Source organism: Dyella sp. (assembly GCF_036746095.1).
Classification (GTDB): Bacteria; Pseudomonadota; Gammaproteobacteria; order Xanthomonadales; family Rhodanobacteraceae; genus Dyella_B.
In genome coordinates this window covers 12,915-31,692 of the sequence record NZ_DAIOEU010000055.1, presented here as the reverse complement: position 1 = coordinate 31,692, position 18,778 = coordinate 12,915, and the positions used below count along the sequence as shown (strand labels likewise).

At 62.8% G+C, this 18,778-nt stretch carries 19 protein-coding genes; 13 read left to right on the top strand and 6 right to left on the bottom strand.

Annotated elements, in window-relative coordinates; genetic code table 11:
• Positions 1-1,916: NADP-dependent malic enzyme (locus tag V7M64_RS17890; RefSeq protein ID WP_333680998.1), on the top strand; the 1,916-nt coding region annotated here is incomplete at its 5' end.
• Positions 1,917-2,236: 320 nt separating this feature from the next.
• Positions 2,237-4,945 carry a pyruvate dehydrogenase (acetyl-transferring), homodimeric type gene (gene aceE / locus V7M64_RS17885; RefSeq protein WP_333680997.1) on the top strand — a complete coding sequence of 903 codons (2,709 nt, stop codon included), beginning with the start codon at positions 2,237-2,239 and terminating at the stop codon, positions 4,943-4,945.
• Between the two features lie 112 nt (positions 4,946-5,057).
• Here the strand turns inward: aceE and V7M64_RS17880 are convergent, their stop codons facing one another.
• Both V7M64_RS17880 and V7M64_RS17875 read right to left on the bottom strand, forming a co-directional pair.
• The gene (locus V7M64_RS17880; RefSeq protein WP_333680995.1) at positions 5,058-5,372 is read right to left on the bottom strand and encodes a hypothetical protein; all 315 of its coding nucleotides are present in this window, start codon (positions 5,370-5,372) and stop codon (positions 5,058-5,060) included.
• A 200-nt stretch (positions 5,373-5,572) separates the two neighbouring features.
• Positions 5,573-6,811 (bottom strand): MFS transporter, encoded by a 1,239-nt coding sequence (locus tag V7M64_RS17875; protein WP_333680994.1) that lies wholly within the window; start codon positions 6,809-6,811, stop codon positions 5,573-5,575.
• A gap of 155 nt (positions 6,812-6,966) precedes the next feature.
• On the opposite strand from V7M64_RS17875, the gene V7M64_RS17870 reads away from it, so the two are divergent.
• Positions 6,967-7,707 carry a hypothetical protein gene (locus V7M64_RS17870; RefSeq protein WP_333680992.1) on the top strand — a complete coding sequence of 247 codons (741 nt, stop codon included), beginning with the start codon at positions 6,967-6,969 and terminating at the stop codon, positions 7,705-7,707.
• A gap of 77 nt (positions 7,708-7,784) precedes the next feature.
• The gene (locus tag V7M64_RS17865; protein ID WP_333680991.1) at positions 7,785-8,261 is read left to right on the top strand and encodes a DUF6491 family protein; all 477 of its coding nucleotides are present in this window, start codon (positions 7,785-7,787) and stop codon (positions 8,259-8,261) included.
• Positions 8,262-8,276: 15 nt separating this feature from the next.
• Here V7M64_RS17865 and V7M64_RS17860 read toward each other — a convergent pair whose 3' ends face one another.
• Together V7M64_RS17860 and V7M64_RS17855 are read right to left on the bottom strand one after the other, a co-directional pair.
• On the bottom strand, positions 8,277-9,098 hold the full coding sequence (locus V7M64_RS17860; RefSeq protein ID WP_333680990.1) for a ferritin-like domain-containing protein: 822 nt from the start codon (positions 9,096-9,098) through the stop codon (positions 8,277-8,279).
• A gap of 133 nt (positions 9,099-9,231) precedes the next feature.
• Positions 9,232-9,648: a universal stress protein gene (locus V7M64_RS17855; protein WP_333680989.1), complete on the bottom strand. Its 417-nt coding sequence runs from the start codon at positions 9,646-9,648 to the stop codon at positions 9,232-9,234.
• Between the two features lie 221 nt (positions 9,649-9,869).
• Between V7M64_RS17855 and V7M64_RS17850 the strand changes: the two genes are divergently transcribed.
• The 7 genes from V7M64_RS17850 to V7M64_RS17820 all read left to right on the top strand — a co-directional run bounded on the left by V7M64_RS17850 (position 9,870) and on the right by V7M64_RS17820 (position 13,840).
• Positions 9,870-10,331 (top strand): hypothetical protein, encoded by a 462-nt coding sequence (locus V7M64_RS17850; RefSeq protein WP_333680987.1) that lies wholly within the window; start codon positions 9,870-9,872, stop codon positions 10,329-10,331.
• A gap of 102 nt (positions 10,332-10,433) precedes the next feature.
• The gene (locus tag V7M64_RS17845; RefSeq protein ID WP_333680986.1) at positions 10,434-10,985 is read left to right on the top strand and encodes a peroxiredoxin; all 552 of its coding nucleotides are present in this window, start codon (positions 10,434-10,436) and stop codon (positions 10,983-10,985) included.
• Positions 10,985-11,518 (top strand): hypothetical protein, encoded by a 534-nt coding sequence (locus V7M64_RS17840; protein ID WP_333680984.1) that lies wholly within the window; start codon positions 10,985-10,987, stop codon positions 11,516-11,518. Before V7M64_RS17845 ends, V7M64_RS17840 begins: the two co-directional genes overlap by 1 nt.
• Positions 11,519-11,593: 75 nt before the next feature.
• Positions 11,594-12,346 carry a DUF2884 family protein gene (locus V7M64_RS17835; protein WP_333680982.1) on the top strand — a complete coding sequence of 251 codons (753 nt, stop codon included), beginning with the start codon at positions 11,594-11,596 and terminating at the stop codon, positions 12,344-12,346.
• A 111-nt stretch (positions 12,347-12,457) separates the two neighbouring features.
• Positions 12,458-12,901 carry a DUF2383 domain-containing protein gene (locus V7M64_RS17830; RefSeq protein ID WP_333680981.1) on the top strand — a complete coding sequence of 148 codons (444 nt, stop codon included), beginning with the start codon at positions 12,458-12,460 and terminating at the stop codon, positions 12,899-12,901.
• A gap of 3 nt (positions 12,902-12,904) precedes the next feature.
• Positions 12,905-13,486 carry a DUF924 family protein gene (locus V7M64_RS17825; protein ID WP_333680980.1) on the top strand — a complete coding sequence of 194 codons (582 nt, stop codon included), beginning with the start codon at positions 12,905-12,907 and terminating at the stop codon, positions 13,484-13,486.
• A 48-nt stretch (positions 13,487-13,534) separates the two neighbouring features.
• Entirely contained in the window at positions 13,535-13,840 is a 306-nt protein-coding gene (locus V7M64_RS17820) for a DUF2845 domain-containing protein (RefSeq protein ID WP_333680978.1), read from the top strand.
• A 213-nt stretch (positions 13,841-14,053) separates the two neighbouring features.
• Here V7M64_RS17820 and V7M64_RS17815 read toward each other — a convergent pair whose 3' ends face one another.
• Entirely contained in the window at positions 14,054-15,067 is a 1,014-nt protein-coding gene (locus tag V7M64_RS17815) for a 2-dehydropantoate 2-reductase (protein ID WP_333680976.1), read from the bottom strand.
• The gene (locus tag V7M64_RS17810) at positions 15,064-16,719 is read right to left on the bottom strand and encodes an FAD-binding dehydrogenase (RefSeq protein ID WP_333680974.1); all 1,656 of its coding nucleotides are present in this window, start codon (positions 16,717-16,719) and stop codon (positions 15,064-15,066) included. The genes V7M64_RS17815 and V7M64_RS17810 overlap by 4 nt, the downstream gene beginning before the upstream one ends.
• 226 nt (positions 16,720-16,945) lie before the next feature.
• Between V7M64_RS17810 and V7M64_RS17805 the strand changes: the two genes are divergently transcribed.
• Both V7M64_RS17805 and V7M64_RS17800 read left to right on the top strand, forming a co-directional pair.
• Positions 16,946-17,767 (top strand): DUF2884 family protein, encoded by an 822-nt coding sequence (locus V7M64_RS17805; protein ID WP_333680972.1) that lies wholly within the window; start codon positions 16,946-16,948, stop codon positions 17,765-17,767.
• Between the two features lie 168 nt (positions 17,768-17,935).
• A complete protein-coding gene (locus V7M64_RS17800; protein WP_333680970.1) occupies positions 17,936-18,772 on the top strand; it encodes a mechanosensitive ion channel domain-containing protein in 837 nt (278 codons plus the stop codon).
• Positions 18,773-18,778: the final 6 nt, after the last annotated feature.

The window sequence follows — 18,778 nt, the reverse complement described above, 5'->3', positions numbered from 1 at the left end:
TCGCCGCGATGGAGCCCACCTTCGGCGGCATCAACCTGGAAGACATCAAGGCGCCGGAGTGCTTCATTGTCGAACGCAAGCTGCGCGAGCGGATGAAGATTCCGGTGTTCCACGACGACCAGCATGGCACCGCCATCATCGTCGGCGCGGCGGTGATCAATGCGCTGAAGATCGTCGGCAAGAACATCGAGGACGTGAAGATCGCCACCACCGGCGCCGGCGCCGCAGGCATCGCCTGCCTGGACATGCTGGTGGCGCTGGGTGCCAAGCCGGAGCACATCACCGCGTTCGACCGCGAAGGCGTGCTGTATGTCGGGCGCGATCAGATGGACCCCGACAAGCAGCGTTATGCGCGCGACACCAAGGCGCGCACGCTGGCGGAGATCGTGGACGGTGCGGACGTCTTCCTCGGTCTTTCGGCCGGCGGCATTCTCAAGCCGGAAATGGTCGCCACGATGGCCAAGCAGCCGATCATCCTGGCGCTGGCCAATCCCAATCCGGAAATCCTGCCGGAAGACGCCAGGCAAGTGCGTCCGGATTGCATCATTGCCACCGGCCGTTCGGACTACCCAAACCAGGTCAACAACGCGCTTTGCTTTCCCTATATCTTCCGCGGCGCGCTGGACGTGGGCGCCACCGGCATCAACGAAGCGATGAAGCTCGCCTGCGTGCGCGCGATTGCCGCGCTGGCGCAGATGGAAGCCGGCGACCTTGCCGGCGCGTATGGCGGCGAAGCGCCGACGTTTGGCGCCGAGTACCTGATCCCGCGCCCGTTCGATCCGCGCTTGCTGGTGCTGCTGGCGCCGGCTGTCGCGCAAGCTGCCATGGATTCGGGCGTCGCCACGCGGCCGATCGAAGACATGGAGGCCTATATCGAGAAACTCAGCCAGTTCATCTATCGCACCAGCCTCGTCATGAAGCCGGTGTATGAGAGCGCGCGCGCCGATCGCAAGCGCGTGGTCTATGCCGAGGGCGAAGAAGAAACCGTGCTGCGCGCGGTGCAGACGGTGATCGATGAGAAGCTGGCGCATCCGATCCTGATTGGCCGTCCGGACGTGATCGAAACGCGCGTCGAGCGCCTGGGCCTGCGCATGCGTGCGGGTGTCGATTTCGAACTTACCAACATCAATGACGATCCGCGCTTCAACGAGTATTGGCAGCAATATCACGCGCTCACCGAGCGCCGCGGCGTCACGCCCGCGGCGGCGAAGAACCTGATGCGCTCGCGCCCGACGCTGATCGCCTCGATGATGGTCAAGCGCGGCGAAGCGGACGCGATGATCTGCGGCCTGGTCGGGCGCTACCACAAGAAGCTCGGCTATATCCGCAGCGTGTTCGGCCTGGATCCGGGCGTATCGTGCACCTCGGCGATGACGGCGGTGATCAACGAGAAAGGCACCTGGTTCTTCCTCGATACGCACGTGCAATACGATCCCTCGGCCGAGCAGATCGCCGAAGCGACCATGCAGGCAAGCTATCGCCTGAAGCTGTTCGGCGTCGAGCCCAAGGTGGCGCTGCTGTCGCATTCCAACTACGGCAGCCATGACAACCCCAGCGCAGTGAAGATGCGCGAGGTGCGCAAGATCCTCTGCGCCCGCGCGCCGGGCCTGGAAATGGACGGTGAAATGCAAGGCGATACGGCATGGGATGAAGAAGTCCGCCGCCGCATCTTCCCGAACACCACCATGAGTGGACGCGCCAACCTGTTCGTGCTGCCCAACCTGGACGCGGCGAACATCGCTTACAACATGGTCCGGGTGATGACCGACGGCGTAGCGGTCGGCCCGATCCTGATGGGCGTGGACAAGCCGGCGCACATCCTTACGCCTTCCTCCACCGTGCGCCGCGTGGTGAACATGACGGCGATTGCGGTGGTGGATGCGCAGATCCGCGCGGCGCAGGTCGAGCGGAGCTGATTTTGCGGGTTGGGGCGAGCGCAGCCCAACGCCGACTTGGCGGCAGATATCGGGAGGCTGGGGGTTCGGCTGCGCCTTACTCCAACCTGTGCCGCGTCTTTCGTCACCCTTCGCATACGTATGTATGGTCCGACAATTGGCGGGACCGGCACGGCGACGCTAGAATCGAACGGTTAGCTCGTCCTGCGGCGAACACGCCACGCGGTCCCTCCTAAGTTCCGTGCCGGCCCGGCCGCCGGATCGATGCCTGCCCCGGCTTCGTCGCCTCCCCGCGACGCACACCCACCGCAAGGCGGCGCTCGGCGCCGCGGAGACGCTTCATGGATCAGCTCGACGACATCCTCCACCAGGACCTCGACCCCACCGAAACCCAGGAATGGGTCGAATCGCTCAGTGCCGTCATCGATCGCGAAGGCACCGAGCGTGCGCACTTCCTGCTGGAGCGGCTGGTCGATTCCACGCGCCGCTCGGGCGGCTATCTGCCGTTCGATCCCACCACCGAATACGTCAACACCATTCCGCCGCATCTGGAAGCCAAGATGTCCGGCGACGCCGCGATGGAATGGCGCATCCGCACCCTGATCCGCTGGAACGCGATGGCGATGGTGGTGCGCGCCAACCGCAAACCGGGCGAACTGGGCGGCCACATCGCCAGCTTTGCGTCATCCGCCACGCTTTATGACGTCGGCTTCAACCACTTCTGGCGTGCGCCGAGCGCCGATCATCCGGGCGACCTGGTGTTCCACCAGGGCCATTCCAGCCCCGGCATTTATGCACGCTCCTTTCTCGAAGGCCGCATTGCCGAGGAACAGCTCGACCTGTTCCGCATGGAAGTGCTTGGGGCTGGCCGCGGCCTTTCCTCCTACCCCCACCCGTGGCTGATGCCGGATTACTGGCAGGTGCCGACAGTGTCGATGGGTCTGGGCCCGATCCAGGCGATCTACCAGGCGCAGTTCTGGAAGTACCTGGAACACCGCGGCCTGATGCCGAAGACCGACCGCAAGATCTGGTGCTTCATGGGCGACGGCGAATGCGACGAGCCCGAATCGCTGGGTGCCATCTCTTTGGCCGGCCGCGAAGGCCTGGACAACCTGATCTTCGTGATCAACTGCAACCTGCAGCGCCTGGATGGCCCGGTGCGCGGCAACGGCAAGATCATCCAGGAACTGGAAGGTGTGTTCCGCGGCGCCGGCTGGAATGCCATCAAGGTGGTATGGGGCAGCTACTGGGATCCGCTCCTGGCGCGCGACAAGAACGGCGTGCTGCGCAAGTTGATGATGGAAACCATCGACGGCGAATACCAGGCCTGCAAGGCCTTCGGTGGCGCGTACACGCGCGAGCATTTCTTCGGCAAGTACCCGGAGACGCGCGAGATGGTCGCCAATCTCAGCGACGACGACATCTGGCGCTTGAACCGCGGCGGCCACGATCCGCACAAGGTGTATGCGGCCTATCACGCAGCCACCCATACCAAGGGCATGCCCACCGTGATTCTCGCCAAGACAGTGAAGGGCTACGGCATGGGCGCGGCCGGTGAATCGCAGAACCCCACGCACCAGCAGAAGAAGCTGGACGACGAGGCCGTGCGCCACTTCCGCGACCGCTTCAACATTCCGGTGTCGGACGAGAAGCTCAAGGAAGTGCCGTACTTCCATCCCGGCAAGGATTCGCCGGAAGTGCAGTACATGCTGGAGCGCCGCAAGGCTCTCGGCGGTTCGCTGCCGCAGCGCCGCCGCCACACCGACGTGAAGCTCAAGGCACCGGACCTGTCCGCATTCGAGCAGATCACCAAGGGCACCGGCGACCGCGAAATCTCCACCACCATGGCGTTGGTGCGCGGCATGAACCTGTTGCTGCGCGACAAAGCCATCGGCCCGCGCATCGTGCCGATCGTCGCCGACGAAGCGCGCACCTTCGGCATGGAAGGCATGTTCCGCCAGATCGGCATCTATGCGCCGGAAGGCCAGAAATACCGTCCGCAGGATGCCGACCAGCTGCTGTATTACCGTGAAGACCAGAAAGGCCAGGTGTTGCAGCAAGGCATTTCCGAAGCCGGCGGCATGGCGTCGTGGCTGGCGGCAGCCACCAGCTACAGCATCAGCAACCAGCCGATGCTGCCGTTCTTCATCTATTACTCGATGTTCGGCTTCCAGCGCATCGGCGACCTGGCGTGGGCGGCCGGCGACATGCGTTCGCGCGGCTTCCTGATCGGCGGCACCTCTGGCCGTACCACGCTCAACGGCGAAGGCCTGCAGCATGAGGACGGCCATTCGCATCTGATGGCGGGTGCCATTCCGAACGTGCGCGCGTACGACCCGACCTTCTCTTATGAGGTCGCGGTGATCATGCAGGACGGTACGCGCCGCATGCTCCAAGAGCAGGAAGACGTCTACTACTACATCACCGTGATGAACGAGAACTACGCCCACCCCGACCTGCCTGCTTCTGATAAGGATGGCGGCGTTGTGGAAGGCATCATCAAGGGCATGTACCTGTTCAAGGATGCCGGCAAGCCGAAGAAGGGCGAACCGCGCGTGCAGTTGCTCGGCTCGGGCACGATCCTGCGCGAAGTGATCGCGGCGGCGGAATTGCTGGAGAAGGATTTCGGCGTCAGTGCCGACATCTGGTCGGTGCCGAGCTTCATCGAAGTGCGCCGCGATGGTTTCGATGCCGAGCGCTGGAACCGCCTGCATCCGGAAAGCACGCAGCGCGTGCCGTACGTCACCGGCCTGCTGCAGGGCCGCCAGGGCCCGGCAATCGCCGCCACCGACTACGTGCGCGAGTATGCCGACCAGATCCGCGCCTTCATGCCGGATGGCATGCACTACACCGTGCTCGGCACCGACGGTTTCGGCCGTTCGGACACGCGTGAGCACCTGCGTGGCTTCTTCGAGGTAGACCGGTACTGGATCGCCCATGCCGCACTCGCCGCGCTGGCAAAGGAAGGCAAGGTCAACGCCAAGGATGTGTCGCGTGCGATTCGCGAGTACAAGCTGGATCCGGAAAAGCCGAATCCGCTGACGGTGTAAGTAGTGAAAAGCCCGCCGAAAGGCGGGCTTTTTTGTTGCCTCTTGCCTCATGGCCGCCCTTCCCGCGAAAGCGCCTCCGCTTTCGCGGGAAGGGCGGCCATGAGCGTTCTTGTTAATCCTCGTCGCGGCGCAGCGTGCGATAAAGCAGGAACAACGCACCCACCGTCCCGGCGACGATCGCCGCCGTAGCAACCGGATGCCTGCCCGCATGGCGTCGCAGGCGTCGGTATTGGTAGTTGGCTTCGTCGGCGAAATCTTCAGCGCGGCGTGCCACGCGCCTGCGGGCGTCACCGCTGCTGAGCTTGCTGACAGCGCGGCGGCTACGGGACAGCCAGCTATCAGCAGTGTCGGCGGCACCGTCTGCATACTCGCGCACACGGTTGCCAAGGTGGTCGAGTCGGCGTTCGATGTCGGCTTGCCTGCTCATGGCGATCTTCCTTTTGTCAGTGTTCCGGGTGGTTCAAATTGCCAGCGTTCACGTGAGCGCGACGTTAACCGATGGTAGACGTCCAGACACGGGTTTGCATCAGGCATGTCAACGACGGCCAGCGCCTTTAGGCGTTACCATGCGAAATAGCGGCGACACGCCATGTTCATCGCAGGTCTCCACCGCAAAGGCGCCTATGCCTACGACGGTTCCGCATGCAGCCGTTGCCGCCGCCGCAACGTCGGGAACATGGCCATCCATAGGCCCACCACCACCAGTGTGCCGATACCGCCGATGACGGCCGAGCCGACCGCGCCTAGCCACGCGGCGAGCATGCCGGACTCGAACTCGCCAAGCTGATTGGACGTGTTGATAAAGATCGCATTCACCGCACTGACCCGCCCGCGCATCGCGTCAGGTGTATCCAGCTGCACCAGCGAGCCACGTATCACCATGCTCACCATGTCGAACGCACCCAGCGTAAACAAGGCCAGCAACGACAGCCACAACACCTGCGATAGCGCGAATACCAGCGTCGCCACGCCGAACCCTGCGACGGAGGCGAACATGATCTTGCCTACGTTGCGTTCCATGTTGTGGTGCGCAAGCCAGAACGACATCAGCAAGGCGCCGATGGCGGGCGCTGCGCGTAGCAGGCCTAAACCCCACGGACCGGTGTGCAGGATGTCCTTGGCGAAAATGGGCAACAGCGCGGTCGCGCCACCCAGCAATACAGCGAACAAGTCCAGCGAAATCACGCCAAGAATGTCCTTGCGATCGCGGATGAAATGCACGCCGGCGAACAAGGTCTTCAGCGTGGCCGGTTCGCGTTTGGGAGGCGATTGCTCGTAACGCAACTGCGACACCATCACGGTGGAAACCAGATACAGCATGGCCGCCACGGCATACACCACGCCAGGACCGGCGATGTACAGCAAGCCACCCAGCGCGGGACCCATGATCATCGCCGCCTGCATCGCCGAACCGTTTACCGCCATGGCGCGTGGCAGCAGTGCAGGCGGGACCAAGGCCGGCACCATCGACTGCATCGACGGCGACTCGAATGCCTTGGCCGTGCTGATCACGAAGATCAGCAAGAGAATCCCCATTTCGTCGATGGCGTGCAGCAAGGTCAACGTTGCCAACAGCACGATCGCGATCCATTCCACGATCTGCCCCATCAGCACGATGCGCCGCCGGTCGAACTGATCGGCGAGATGACCGGCCGGCAGCGCCAGCAGTACCGACGGAAAAAATTGCACCAGGCCGATCAAGCCCAGATCAAACGCGCGGCCGGTAATGGCATAGATCTGCCAGCCCACCGCCACCGAGAGCATCTGGAAACCAAAGCTGGAAGCGGTGCGGGCGCACCAGAAGGCGAGATAGGCGCGGTGGTTGAGCAGGGAGTCGGCCGAACCTGGCGCGGAGCTGGAAGACATGCGGGGTCCTTGTCGGGAAGCGCCATTATCGGAGGGCGCCGCGATCCCGCAAAGAGAGGCTGACGGTTGTTCGTCTTTCGCCGCGCAGGCGAGTGGTTGCATCCAGCCTGGGGCTCGTTTCAAGCTAGGGACCTCGCTTTGCTGAGATCGCTACGATGACCCGTTTGCCATGCCGTTACGCCCTGATCGCAACTGTTGCCTGTAGCTGGTTGCTGCTCGCCGCCTGCTCGCAACAGGATCAAAACACACCCTCGCCGCAAGAAGCCGCCAAGGCCCAGGCGCAGCAGATGGCGCAAGAGGCGAACCGCCAGCTGCAGACCTACCAGCAGGCCTTGCAGCAGAAAAACGATGAATTGGCCGCGCAGATCGGCGAGGCGATCGTGCAGCAATTCCCCGCCAGCGATGCGGCCACGCAGGTGAAACAGACCTTGCCCGACGTGGAGCAGCGCGCCAAGGCTTCTGCCGACAAGCGCCGCCTCGCTGCGTTGTGGAGCTATCAGGTCGGCCCGATGGAAGGCGGCACGCAATCCACCGCCAGCCTTTACAGCACGCGTCCCAGCGGCGATCGGGCGATCCGGCTGGTACTGCGCCGCCATACGCAATGGGGCCAGAGCGTGTTCCTGTTCGGCATCGGGCACGGCTTTGCCTGCAAGGGCAATTGCACGATTCCGGCGCAGTTCGACGACAAGTCGCATCCCTTGCGCGCCTTCCTGCCGACCACCGGCAGCGAGCCGGCGATTTTCATTCGCGACGACAAGCCCTTCATTGAAGCGATGGAAAAAGCCAAGCGCATCACCATGACCGTCACCACGCGCGATGGCGACAAGCAGGAAGTGCTGTTCGAAGTAGGCGGCTTCGACCCGGCCAAATGGGCGCCACTAAGCAGCAAAAAATAAGCCCGTGCACCGGCTGCGCTGTCGCGCGTTAAGACGGTTGTCCGAACGGCTTATCCGAAATCACGGAGGCGGGTGTCATGACGAAGTTACGCATGCTGGCGCTGGTACTGCTCGCCGTGCTGCTGGCTGCTTGCCAATCCGTGCCGTACGCGCAGCGCCTGCAGCAACGCCAGCAGGCTTACAGTGCTGCCGCCGGCACACCGGTGCGCAGTTTTCGCCTGGTGCTGGGTGAGCAGATCTACTCGTGGGAACCGCTCAGCGATACGCAGCTGGTGATCTACACGCTGCCAAGCAAGGCTTATCTGCTTGATGTGTGGCCGTGCAACAACCTTACCTTCACCAACTTCATCGGTTTGACCAGTTTCGCCAGCGAAGTGCAGACCGGCTTTGACAAGGTGCTGACCGGACGTCCTTACATCCCCTGCGTGATCAAGCAGATTCGCCCGATCGATCTGGCGCAGTTCAAGCTGGAGAAGGAAAGCCAGCGCCATATCGACAACGTGCCGCGCAATGACGCTGGCAATGCACCGGCGTCCGCCAGCAGCACCCGATAACCGCCACGCCCTGGCCTATTGCAGGAACAGCCGCTCGCTGATCCGCGCCAGCGGCTTTTCCAGCGCCTGTTGCCATCGCGGCGAGAGGTTCAACGGCTTCAGCAACATCTTCACCGTCATGTCCGCGGGGATATGCCGCCGCAACAGTGCCTGGGCCGGCCCGGCCACTTTCTGGAATTGCGCCTGGTCGCCCTTGTGTTGCGGATAGCACTGGTTGAAGACGTGGCGCAGGGCGATGTCGCTGTCTTCGTTGCGGATTTCGTTGACGCGGCGAAGGATCGCGCGAAACACCTTGTAGCGGCCCAGCTTTTCCTGTTCGCGATAGCGCTGGAAGTGCGCATAGAAGTGCTTGTAGTGGCGCACTTCGTCGCTCTTGATGTGGTTGGTGAGCTGCTTGAGCACCGGCTCGTCGACGATGTCGTTCAAGGCCCGGTACAGGCTGGCGGTGCCGGTTTCCACGACGCAGCGCGCGGCCAGTTCCAGGCCGCGGGAGGGTTCGAGCTGTTCGTTGGTGCACAGTGCGCCGTAGTCGTTCCAGAACGCCTGGAAGCCGGCATCCCAATCGAATTCCGGCCAGACGTGGCGCACGTAGGCGGCGAGGGCGCGGCCGTGCTGCATTTCTTCGTGTTCCCAGTGCTCGCGCAGCCAGCCTTGCAACTCCAGGTCGCCGTCGAAGTGTTCGATCAGGTTGCTGGTGTAGAGATCCGAGCCGCTTTCCACGAACGATGCGCTGCACAGCAGCAGGAACAGGTTTTCGTTGTGGCGCACGCGCGCCATGTCGATCTCGGCAAAATTCAGACTTTCCAGAGTCCAGGGAAGGACAGTGTTGTAGTCCACGTGGGGTTCCTGTGCAAAAAGGCCATCTGATCTATGACAGATCAGGGACAACAGGATAAATGGTGAACGCTGGACGGGACTAAGGCAACACTGATCAGTGTTGCCTTAATGCCAGGCCACCCGTCCCGGCGTTTTATCTCACGACGGTGACGGGTACGTGGGCGCCGGCCAGCACGTCCCCCGACACCGAACCCAGCAGCCAGCGGCCGAGCGCGCCGCGCTCGGTATGGCCGATCACGATATGGTCAATCGGGTGCTGCCGCACCTGGTTGAGCAAGGCATCGCCTGGGGTGCCATGGGTGATTTCAAGATCCACCAGCGCGTCGGTATCCGGGTCGAGCGCATGCAATTCCTGCAGGGTTTCGCGGGTTCGCTCGGTGGCCGAATCGGTCATCATCAGGGCGCACGCATCGGCGCCGCCCTGGGTCACCTGCAGCACCGACACCACCCGTACCCGGCCTTTGCACGCCCGCGCCAGTTCCATCGCGAAGCGGAAGGCGCGTTGCGAGGTTTCCGAACTGTCATAGCCGACCAGCGAATACTTGGGCATGTGGGCTCCAGTCGAGAAAGCGCACGATTCCAGTGTGCGCGGCACCTTGTTAGTTAAGCATCAAGCAGAGGGAAACAACAATCATCCGCCCTGCACGCCCACCTCACGAGGGCTTGCCGACGCTGAATGAGGCCGCCCGGTCTTGCCAATTCGTTCAGATCTCCCATCCCACACTTTCGGCACGGCGTGGCTGATCCACGCCAGTGTCAAGGAGACTTTCTATGAGCAAGCGTACCTTTGGGTTGACTGCCGCCATGCTGCTTTGTGCCGGAGCCCTGACGGGTCTTCCCGCCACCTCGGCGCAGGCGGCCAAAGCGCCGGTGAAATGCCATCTGACCTACAGCCTGTCCGGGTGGTCGGCGATTTACCAGCATGCCGAGGGACGTGGCGACATCCGCTGCGATAACGGGGAGACTGCAGTGGTCAGCATCAACATGCATGGTGGCGGATTGACCGCTGGCAAATTCCACGTCAGCGGCCATGGCGACATCAGCAACGTTTACGGTATCAAGGACGTGTATGGCAGCTATGCGCAGGCTGGTGCTTCGGCGGGTGTGGTGCGCAGCGGTACGGCCCAGGTGCTGACCAAGGGCACGACCTCGATCGCGCTGTCGGGTACCGGCGAGGGCGTCAATCTTGGCGTTGCGGTCGACAAGTTCGACATCGAACCGATGCATCGCTAAGCCGTAACTTGGATGGACACACGAAAGGCGCCGCAAGGCGCCTTTCGCTTGCAAGCACCACGCGTATACTCAGCCACTAACGTTGTAGTGGGAGCGGTATGTATGCGTCGTTGGTTGACCCTGCTTGCGACGATCGGCCTGCTGGGCCTGTCGGCGATTCCTGCACTTGCCGGCACCGGTCCGCAAGGCAATCCACAGGTCGGGCAGGCGGCACCGGCGTTTCGCTTGCAGGATCAGAACGGCCATTGGCGCAGTCCCGCCGATTACCACGGGCATTGGCTGGTGGTGTATTTCTACCCGAAGGACTTCACGCCCGGCTGCACGACCGAGGTATGCACCTTCCGCGACGAGATCACCAAGCTGCGTCACGCGGGTGCGGCCGTGGTGGGTGTGAGCCTGGACAACGTGAAGTCGCATGCGGAATTCGCCGCGAAATACCACGTGCCGTTTCCACTGCTCTCCGATGCCAACCGTCAGGTTGCGATCCAATATGGTGTACTCACCTCGGCCGTGGGTTTGCATTTTGCCAAGCGCACCACGTTCCTGATCGACCCCGACGGCAAGATCGCCAAGATCTACCGTGACGTCGACCCGAAGGAAAACGCCAGGCAGGTGCTCGGCGATCTCGCTACTTTGAAGAAGGCCACGGCCTGATGTTGATCTCCCGCTTCGATTCTGACCTGCGCAAAAAAAGGCTCGGCTTTGCCTGGTGGCGCATGCTGACGTGGATCATGCTGCTGGCCGCCGGCTTTCTGGGTTCGCAATACATTCGCCACGCCCAGCAGGTATGGGGCGCGCTGCAGAACCTGGCGGCAGGGGATACGGAACACACGGCGATGCTCCACGGCATGCTGAGCTGGGATATCGGATACCTGGTGGCGGTACTGGTAGTGGTCGCGGCGACGGCCGGATGCATCTTGCGACAGGCGTGGGCACGTTCGGTCCTGCGCATCGTGGCCTTGGTGCTGTGTGTGTGGCTGGCCTATCGCGGATTGTTGCTGTGGCATCAGTGGAGCGCGCTGGAGCAAGTGCGCGACGCCGCCATCCAGCAGCAACTGGGCGCGTTCAAGCGCCCGCTGCTGATCGCACTTGGACTTCAGGCGGTCTCGATACCCGCGTTGCTGTGGCTTGCCTGGCAGCTCGGGCAACCGGCCGTGCGCCTGCAATTCCGGCCGCGCGCTGGCTGATTACCAGCTGATTCAGCCGCAGTTATCCCGTTGCGCTTTATCGCTGTCGGGCCTTGTCCGATGGAGATGCCCGCCATGCACTTCAATCGCCTGCTCGCTGCCGGAATGCTGGCGCTTGCCGCCAGCAGCCTGCATGCGCAGGAGCTGTCCCAGGTATGCCATGCCACCAGCAGCTACGACCTCACCTTGCAGCAGGGACAGTTGATGTTCGATCGCGCCCAGCCGGCCCCGACCCGCGTGGTGATCGCTTCCGGCACATTGCAGACGGACGGACAAAACGTATCGCTCAATGCCGAGGACCAGGATCGCCTCGCCCTGTTCCAGCGCGATCTGCTCGCCCTGGTGCCGCGGGTGAAAGCCGTCATCAACCGTGGCGTGGACGTGGCGGTGCAAGCCGTTCAGCAGGAAGCGAACAGCCTCAATCTGGATGCTGCGACCCGGGCGGAACTCCAGCGCCGCCTGGCGGCCGACGCCGCGAATCTGCATCAACGCGTGGCCGCCAGCCAAAGCACGCACGACTGGCATGGCGAAGCCGCCGAACAATATGCCAATCAAATCGCCGGCGACATCGCGCCCCTGATTGCATCGGCCATGGGGCAGCAGGCACTCAGCGCCGCGATGAGCGGTGACCTGCAGCAGGCGGCCGCGCTGCGGGATCAGGCTGCCGATCTCACCACCGGATTCCAGGCCCGCGTGCAGCAGCGGCTGCAGGTGCTGCGTCCCGACATCCAGGCGCTCTGCCCCGATATCCAGCGGCTCGCCGAGTTGCAGCAGGGCATTCGCACAAGCCATGGACGCCCACTTAACCTGCTGGAAATCGGGCCCTGAAACGCCAGCTGAGCAAAGGCTGCATATGACAAACGGATTTATCCGCGGCTAAGTGCTTGTCCTGCAACATGACGGCCAATCCAGATCACGCTCAGACAGGAGGCGGCCCACGTGTCGCTGGCGATTCAACATCTATGCAATGGCCTGATCCGCCGCAGCATCGAGCTGCGCGCGCTGTATCGCCATGCCGCAGCACAGGTGGGCGAGCCTGGATTGCGCACCGTGCTGGATGAAGAAGCGCAGTCCCTGAGCCTGGTGATCGCCGAATTGCAGGAACAGATCCGCAACCACGAAGGCACCCCTGCCACCCGCCGGCGCATGCTCAGTGGCGTGCGCTACCGCTTCGACACCTTGATGCCGCGTAGTGACGATGCATGGATTCGCGTGCTGGCACGCCACGAGCAAAGCCTGCTGCGCTCCTTCGAGCGGGTTATCGGCCGCGTGGGGGCAAACGATCCGGAAATGAAGGCGGAACTGCATCGCCAGCTGCCGCGTTTGCACTCCATCGACCTGGATATGCACAGCCTGGCCAAGGCCGTCGGCGTCGGACATTGAGCCATGCCGACCCCGCCGAGCGAGGCAGTGGCGGTGCTTGCCTTTTGGTTCGATGCCCATCGCGACGCGTGGTTTGTACCTGATCCGGCTTTCGACTTGGCGATTCGCGTGCGTTTCGCCGATACGGTGCGAAGCGCGGCGCAAGGGGAACTCCTACATTGGACCGATACGCCGCAGGGTTGGCTGGCATTGCTGGTCGTGCTGGATCAATTCCCGCGCAATCTTTATCGCCACGATGCGCGCGCATGGGCGCAGGACCTTCATGCACAGCGGCTGGTGCTGTGGGGTATCGAGCAAGGTTTCGACCGCCAGTTGACGCCCATCCAGCGCGTGTTTGCCTACATGCCGCTTGAACACGCTGAAGACATTACGTTGCAGCAGCGTTGCGTCTCTCTCTTCGAAACGCTTTGCCAGAATTTGCCGGTGGGCCAGCGTGGACCATACGCCGGTTATCTCGACTATGCTCGCCGGCACGCGGCAGTGATCACGCGTTTTGGCCGTTTTCCGCATCGCAATGCGCGGCTTGGCCGAACGAACACGCCGGAAGAACAGGCTTATCTGGCCATACCCGGCGCCGGCTTCTGATCGGCCGTTGCCGTCACGCAGTGGCCATCACACGACAAGGAGCAGGTCATGCGTCGATATCTTTTTCTCGCCCTGCTGATCACCAGCTTCAGTGCGCACGCATTGCAGAGCATTCGCGTGGGCAGCCAAGTATTGGTGGTGGGCGATAGCGCCGCGCGCGTCAAGTCGGCGCTGGGAGAACCTGCCGTGCGCGCGAAAACATCCGGCTCGAGTAAGAGCCAGAAGGCCAAATCATCCAAAACAGCCCGCGCAAAAGACAAGGGCGAAAAGTGGCAATACGAGCGCGAAGGACACATCACCACTTTCACCATCGTTGGTGGAAAGATTGCGCATATCGAAGATGGAGTGCGCTAGAACGTCACGATGCCATCGTGGGTTGGGTTAGTCCCGTAGGCCCCCACTTAGGCCTCCTCCGTTCGAATGAGCCGGGATCCAGCGATTTTCTAGATACTCAAGTCGCTGGACCCCGGCTTTCGCCGGGGCGACGATGGCTAGTGCCATTGGAGGTTGGCGCAGCCTGACTCATCGCTCTTGCCAAACACTTGCATAGTGCTGCGCTTACCTGATCTACGCATCACGCAACGTCCTCAGCAATGCCTGCGCATCCCAGCGACCATACGATTGCTCCGCTTCCCGTATCAGCGCGACGACACGCGCATTCACCGGTGCCCGCATGCCTTTTGATTTGGCCAGCGCCACAATCTCGCCGTTGATGTAATCCACCTCGGTGCGCCGGCCTGCCTGCAGATCGTCCCACATCGAAGAACGCGCCAGCGGATCGATTGCCAGCATGCGCGCGGCAATGCGATGGAAGAACGCATTCGGCCATGACAACACCGTAGGCAGCCAGCGGGCAGGCAGCGCAGTCAGTTGGGCGGGGCGGATGCCGGCGGATTTAAGCACCCGCAAACCCTCCTGTTGCAACAGCGCCAGGCATTGCCGCCATGGCCGTTGCGCAAGTTGTTCGCGCAATGGCAAGTCACTCAATGCATTCAATGGATTGTTGAGATTGATCAGCAGCTTCGCCCACAGCACCGCTTGCATGTCATCGCACTGATGCAGCGACAGGCCGCTGGCGTCGAATGCGGCAAGCAGCGCGGATGCAAGCCCGGCCGAGCGCTCCACCATCAATGCGCCGGATGATCCTTGATGGAAATGCGCCGGCGCCGGCTGTGTCACGTTGAAGGGGACCATGCCCGCCAATACCCGGCAGTGCGGCAAGGCAGCGCGCAAGTCTGCCGTGTTGTGCACGCCGTTCTGAAAACTGATCACCAGCGTACCCGGCGTCAGTGCATCGGCCAATTCGTGCGCAGCCTGCATGGTCGAGGCCGACTTCACCGTGACCAGCACGGCATCGGCGTCGCGCACGGCTTCCGCCTGCGTCGCAACGTCGAGCATTGCAGCGGGAACGTGCCGGCGGTAGGCATGCAGGTCGCTGACCGTCAGCCCGTGTTCGCTCAAGCGATTGGCGACTTGCGGACGTGCGATCAAGCGGATACGCGCATGCGCATGCAGCCGTCCGCCAAGATAGTTGCCGACCATGCCGGCGCCATAGATGACAATGCGCGGTACGGACATCATGCAACGGCAGCGGCGGCAGCGCGGCCTGCCACGCGCCCCGAGAACAGGCAGCCACCAAGAAAGCTGCCTTCCAGTGCACGATAGCCATGCAAACCACCGCCACCGAATCCTGCCGCTTCGCCAACGGCATAAAGGCCGCGCAAGGGTTGGCCGTCCCTACCCAGCACGCGCGCCTGCAGATCGGTTTCCAGTCCACCTAAGGTTTTGCGCGTCAGCAGGTGCAGGCGCACGGCAATCAGCGGACCGTTGGCCGGATCGAGCAGGCGATGCGGCTTGGCCACGCGCACCAGGCGATCGCCGCGATAACGGCGCGCATTGTGGATTGCCATGACCTGGCCATCTTTGGCGAACGGATGGTCGAACTGGCGATCGCGCGCCTCGATCTGCTCGTGCAGCGGTGCCATCTCCAGCAACTGATTGCCGGCAAGCGCATTCATGCCCACTACCAGATCGTCCAGATTGTCGCGCACGATGAAATCGCGGCCATGCCGCTTGAACGCTTCCACGGGTGCCGGCGCCTGCTTGCCGACGGCGCGCTTGGCGACCTGCCGCCAGCTCTTGCCGGTGAGATCGGGATTCTGCTCCGAACCGGACAGCGCGAATTCGCGGCGGATGATCTGCTGATCGAGAATGAACCAGCTGTAGTCGAAGCCCGTGCGCCGCAAGTGTTCCAACGTGCCCATCGTGTCGAAGCCGGGCCACAACGGGCCGGGCAGGCGCTGGCCGCGGGCGTCGAACCATAGCGACGAAGGACCGGGCAGGATGCGTATCGCATGCATCGGCCAGATCGGGTTCCAGTTCTCGATGCCTTCCACGTAATGCCACATGCGGTCGCGGTTGATCAGGCGCGCACCGGCTGTTTCGCTGATGCCGAGCATGCGCCCGTCGACATGCGCGGGTACGCCGCACAACATATGCTGCGGTGGCGGGCCCAAGCGTTCCGGCCAGTTCTTGCGCACCAGTTCGTGATTGCCGCCGATGCCGCCGGAGGCGACGATCACCGCCTGTGCACGACACTCGAAATCACCGATGACCTCGCGTGAACTTCGCTTGCCGCGTTCAATACTGTCATCCGCCAGGCGTGCACCGTGCACGCCGATAACGCTGCCGTTTTCGACTAGCAATCCATCGACGCGGTGTCGAAAAGCAAAACTCAGCAGGCCCTTCGCCTGTGCTTCTCGCACACGCCGTACGAACGGTTCCAACACGCCCGGCCCGGTACCCCATGTGACATGAAAGCGAGGCACGGAATTGCCGTGGCCGATGGCGCCATAACCGCCGCGCTCCGCCCAACCCACGACCGGAAACCAGCGCATGCCCATGCGATGCAACCAGGCGCGTTTTTCACCGGCGGCAAAATCGACATACGCCTCGGCCCACTGGCGCGGCCAATAATCCTCCGGACGATCGAACGCCGCGGTGCCCATCCAGTCCGTCAGTGCCAGCGCATGCGAATCGCGCACGCCCATGCGGCGCTGCTCCGGCGAATCCACGAAAAACAGCCCGCCGAACGACCAGAACGCCTGTCCGCCCAGGCTTTGCTCCGGCTCCTGCTCGATGACCATCACGCGCCGGCCGGCGTCGATCAGCTCTGCCGCAGCAACCAGTCCGGAGAGACCGGCCCCGACGATGATGACATCGGTGGAGTGCATAGACAGACCCCTGAATGCGCCACGCAAGGCACCAACTTATCTCGCGTCCGGGCGTTTGCCTATGTGCGCTGCGCCAATCGTCATAGGAGACACGCATGACCGATGGCACGGCGTGACGTACGGCCCATGCCGCCGTCTGGCCCAACATTAAACCCTATATGCATTCGCTTGCATCCAAGTGTGCAATCGCTGCTGCTCCACAATCCGCATGCCGGGAGGGATTTACATGCGTCATCAGATGATTTCATTCGCCGCGCTGCTTGCCCTCGCCGCGCTGCTTGCCCTCGCCGCAGCCGGCGCTGCACCGGCTACGGATGTCCATGCGCATCATTTGTCCTGTTCCTACACCAGCGATTACGACGTGCAGATCAAGCCTAATGGCATCGCCTTTACGCGCGACGGCGGCCATCCGGGCGATGTCTTCATGCATGACGGCACGCTGCGCGTGGATGGCAATGACGTCACCGTGTCAGGCGCCGATGCCGCACGCCTGCGTGAATACGAACACGAGCTGCGCGACCTGTTGCCGGCGGTGGCAGGCATTGCGCGCGACGGCGTGGATATCGGCTATTCGGCACTGACCACGGTGGTGGCCACGTTGGCTGACAATGGCGATGAGCGCACGCGCCTGCTGCATGAATTGCGCGACCGGCATGACGAAGCCGTGCGCCATATTGACGGAACGATAGGGCAGGGTCGGTGGAACGCTGGCGAAGAGGGCGATGTCTTTGGCGGTGATTTGCAAAAGACGGTTGCCGATCTCGTCAGCAGCGTCACCGGCGACATCGTGAAGGATGCGCTCAGCGGCGATTCGAACCGGCTCGCTTCACTGCAAGCGCGCACGGATGCGCTGGATGCCTCGATCGACAAGGCGGTCGATGCACCAGCCGAAAAACTCGGCCGACGCGCCGGGGCGCTGTGCCCTCACCTGAGCCATTTGCAGCAATTGCAGCAGCAATTCCAGTTTCGTCTGCCTGATGGCGAGCGACTGCAACTGATTGAATCGAATATGGACCGTACCGATAAGGCGAGCTACGCCCAACGCTAGTCATCTAGCATCCCCCAATCCGTGCTCCCCAGCACGCGACAGTCACGCGCCCGGTTCCCCAGCCGGGCTTTTTTTCGGCGTTTCATACGGCAGGGAGCAAGCACAGGCTGCAATGCAAGGGGAATGGCCGGCTGCTAGGCTTTGCGGTCATCTGCCAAGGATTGCCCCATGTTCCAGCATCTTTTAAGCGTTTCCCGCGACGACCTGCTTGCGTTTCTCACAGGGCACGGGCCGGTGTGGCTGGGCGCGCTATTGCTGCTGTTGATCGGCAACTGGTTGGCCCGCCGGCTGGCGAATGTCTTGCATCGGGCGATGAGCCGGGCCGCCATCGACCCTACGCTCAGCGGCTTCATGCGCAATCTGCTGTACGGCGTGTTGATTGCCGTGCTGATCGTGATCGCCTTGCAAACGGCGGGTGTTCCCAGTGCGCCGCTGCTGGCCGCGCTCGGTGCGGGCGGCCTCGCCATTGGCCTGGCGCTGCAAGGTTCGTTGAGCAACTTGGCGTGGGGCGTGCTGCTGATCGTGTTCCGTCCTTTCCGGGTGGGTGACTATATCCAGGCCGGTGGCTCCGAAGGCACCGTGGAGGGCATCAACCTGATGCACACCCAACTGGTGCTGGCGGACAACCGCGAGGCTGTCGTACCCAACGCCAAGATCGGCGCCGACGCCATCATCAACTTCAGCCGGCGCGGCACACGTCGCTTCGAACTGCATGTCGGCATCGGGTATCACGAGGATATCGGCAAGGCGCTGGCGATCGTGCAGCGCTTGTTCGCGGCCGATCCACGCATCTTGCAAGACCCGGCCCCTACCGCCTGGACCGAAGGCCTGGCCGACAGCGCCGTGCATCTGCTGCTGCGTGCCCACACCAGCACCGGCGATTTCTGGCCCGCGCAAGCCGATTTGTTGCGCGCGGTGAAGGAAGGCTTTGAGGCCGAAGGCATCAGCATTCCCTTTCCGCAGCGGGAGATTCATATCGTCACGGGCCACGTCCCCAATAAATAGGACAAT

What these genes read in the sequence shown, in the direction of transcription:
- aceE (WP_333680997.1), top strand. Translation starts at nt 2,237, where the DNA reads ATGGATCAGCTCGACGACATCCTCCACCAGGACCTCGACCCCACCGAA.
- V7M64_RS17880 (WP_333680995.1), bottom strand. Translation starts at nt 5,372, where the DNA reads ATGAGCAGGCAAGCCGACATCGAACGCCGACTCGACCACCTTGGCAAC.
- V7M64_RS17875 (WP_333680994.1), bottom strand. Translation starts at nt 6,811, where the DNA reads ATGTCTTCCAGCTCCGCGCCAGGTTCGGCCGACTCCCTGCTCAACCAC.
- V7M64_RS17870 (WP_333680992.1), top strand. Translation starts at nt 6,967, where the DNA reads ATGACCCGTTTGCCATGCCGTTACGCCCTGATCGCAACTGTTGCCTGT.
- V7M64_RS17865 (WP_333680991.1), top strand. Translation starts at nt 7,785, where the DNA reads ATGACGAAGTTACGCATGCTGGCGCTGGTACTGCTCGCCGTGCTGCTG.
- V7M64_RS17855 (WP_333680989.1), bottom strand. Translation starts at nt 9,648, where the DNA reads ATGCCCAAGTATTCGCTGGTCGGCTATGACAGTTCGGAAACCTCGCAA.
- V7M64_RS17850 (WP_333680987.1), top strand. Translation starts at nt 9,870, where the DNA reads ATGAGCAAGCGTACCTTTGGGTTGACTGCCGCCATGCTGCTTTGTGCC.
- V7M64_RS17845 (WP_333680986.1), top strand. Translation starts at nt 10,434, where the DNA reads ATGCGTCGTTGGTTGACCCTGCTTGCGACGATCGGCCTGCTGGGCCTG.
- V7M64_RS17840 (WP_333680984.1), top strand. Translation starts at nt 10,985, where the DNA reads ATGTTGATCTCCCGCTTCGATTCTGACCTGCGCAAAAAAAGGCTCGGC.
- V7M64_RS17835 (WP_333680982.1), top strand. Translation starts at nt 11,594, where the DNA reads ATGCACTTCAATCGCCTGCTCGCTGCCGGAATGCTGGCGCTTGCCGCC.
- V7M64_RS17825 (WP_333680980.1), top strand. Translation starts at nt 12,905, where the DNA reads ATGCCGACCCCGCCGAGCGAGGCAGTGGCGGTGCTTGCCTTTTGGTTC.
- V7M64_RS17820 (WP_333680978.1), top strand. Translation starts at nt 13,535, where the DNA reads ATGCGTCGATATCTTTTTCTCGCCCTGCTGATCACCAGCTTCAGTGCG.
- V7M64_RS17815 (WP_333680976.1), bottom strand. Translation starts at nt 15,067, where the DNA reads ATGATGTCCGTACCGCGCATTGTCATCTATGGCGCCGGCATGGTCGGC.
- V7M64_RS17810 (WP_333680974.1), bottom strand. Translation starts at nt 16,719, where the DNA reads ATGCACTCCACCGATGTCATCATCGTCGGGGCCGGTCTCTCCGGACTG.
- V7M64_RS17805 (WP_333680972.1), top strand. Translation starts at nt 16,946, where the DNA reads ATGCGTCATCAGATGATTTCATTCGCCGCGCTGCTTGCCCTCGCCGCG.
- V7M64_RS17800 (WP_333680970.1), top strand. Translation starts at nt 17,936, where the DNA reads ATGTTCCAGCATCTTTTAAGCGTTTCCCGCGACGACCTGCTTGCGTTT.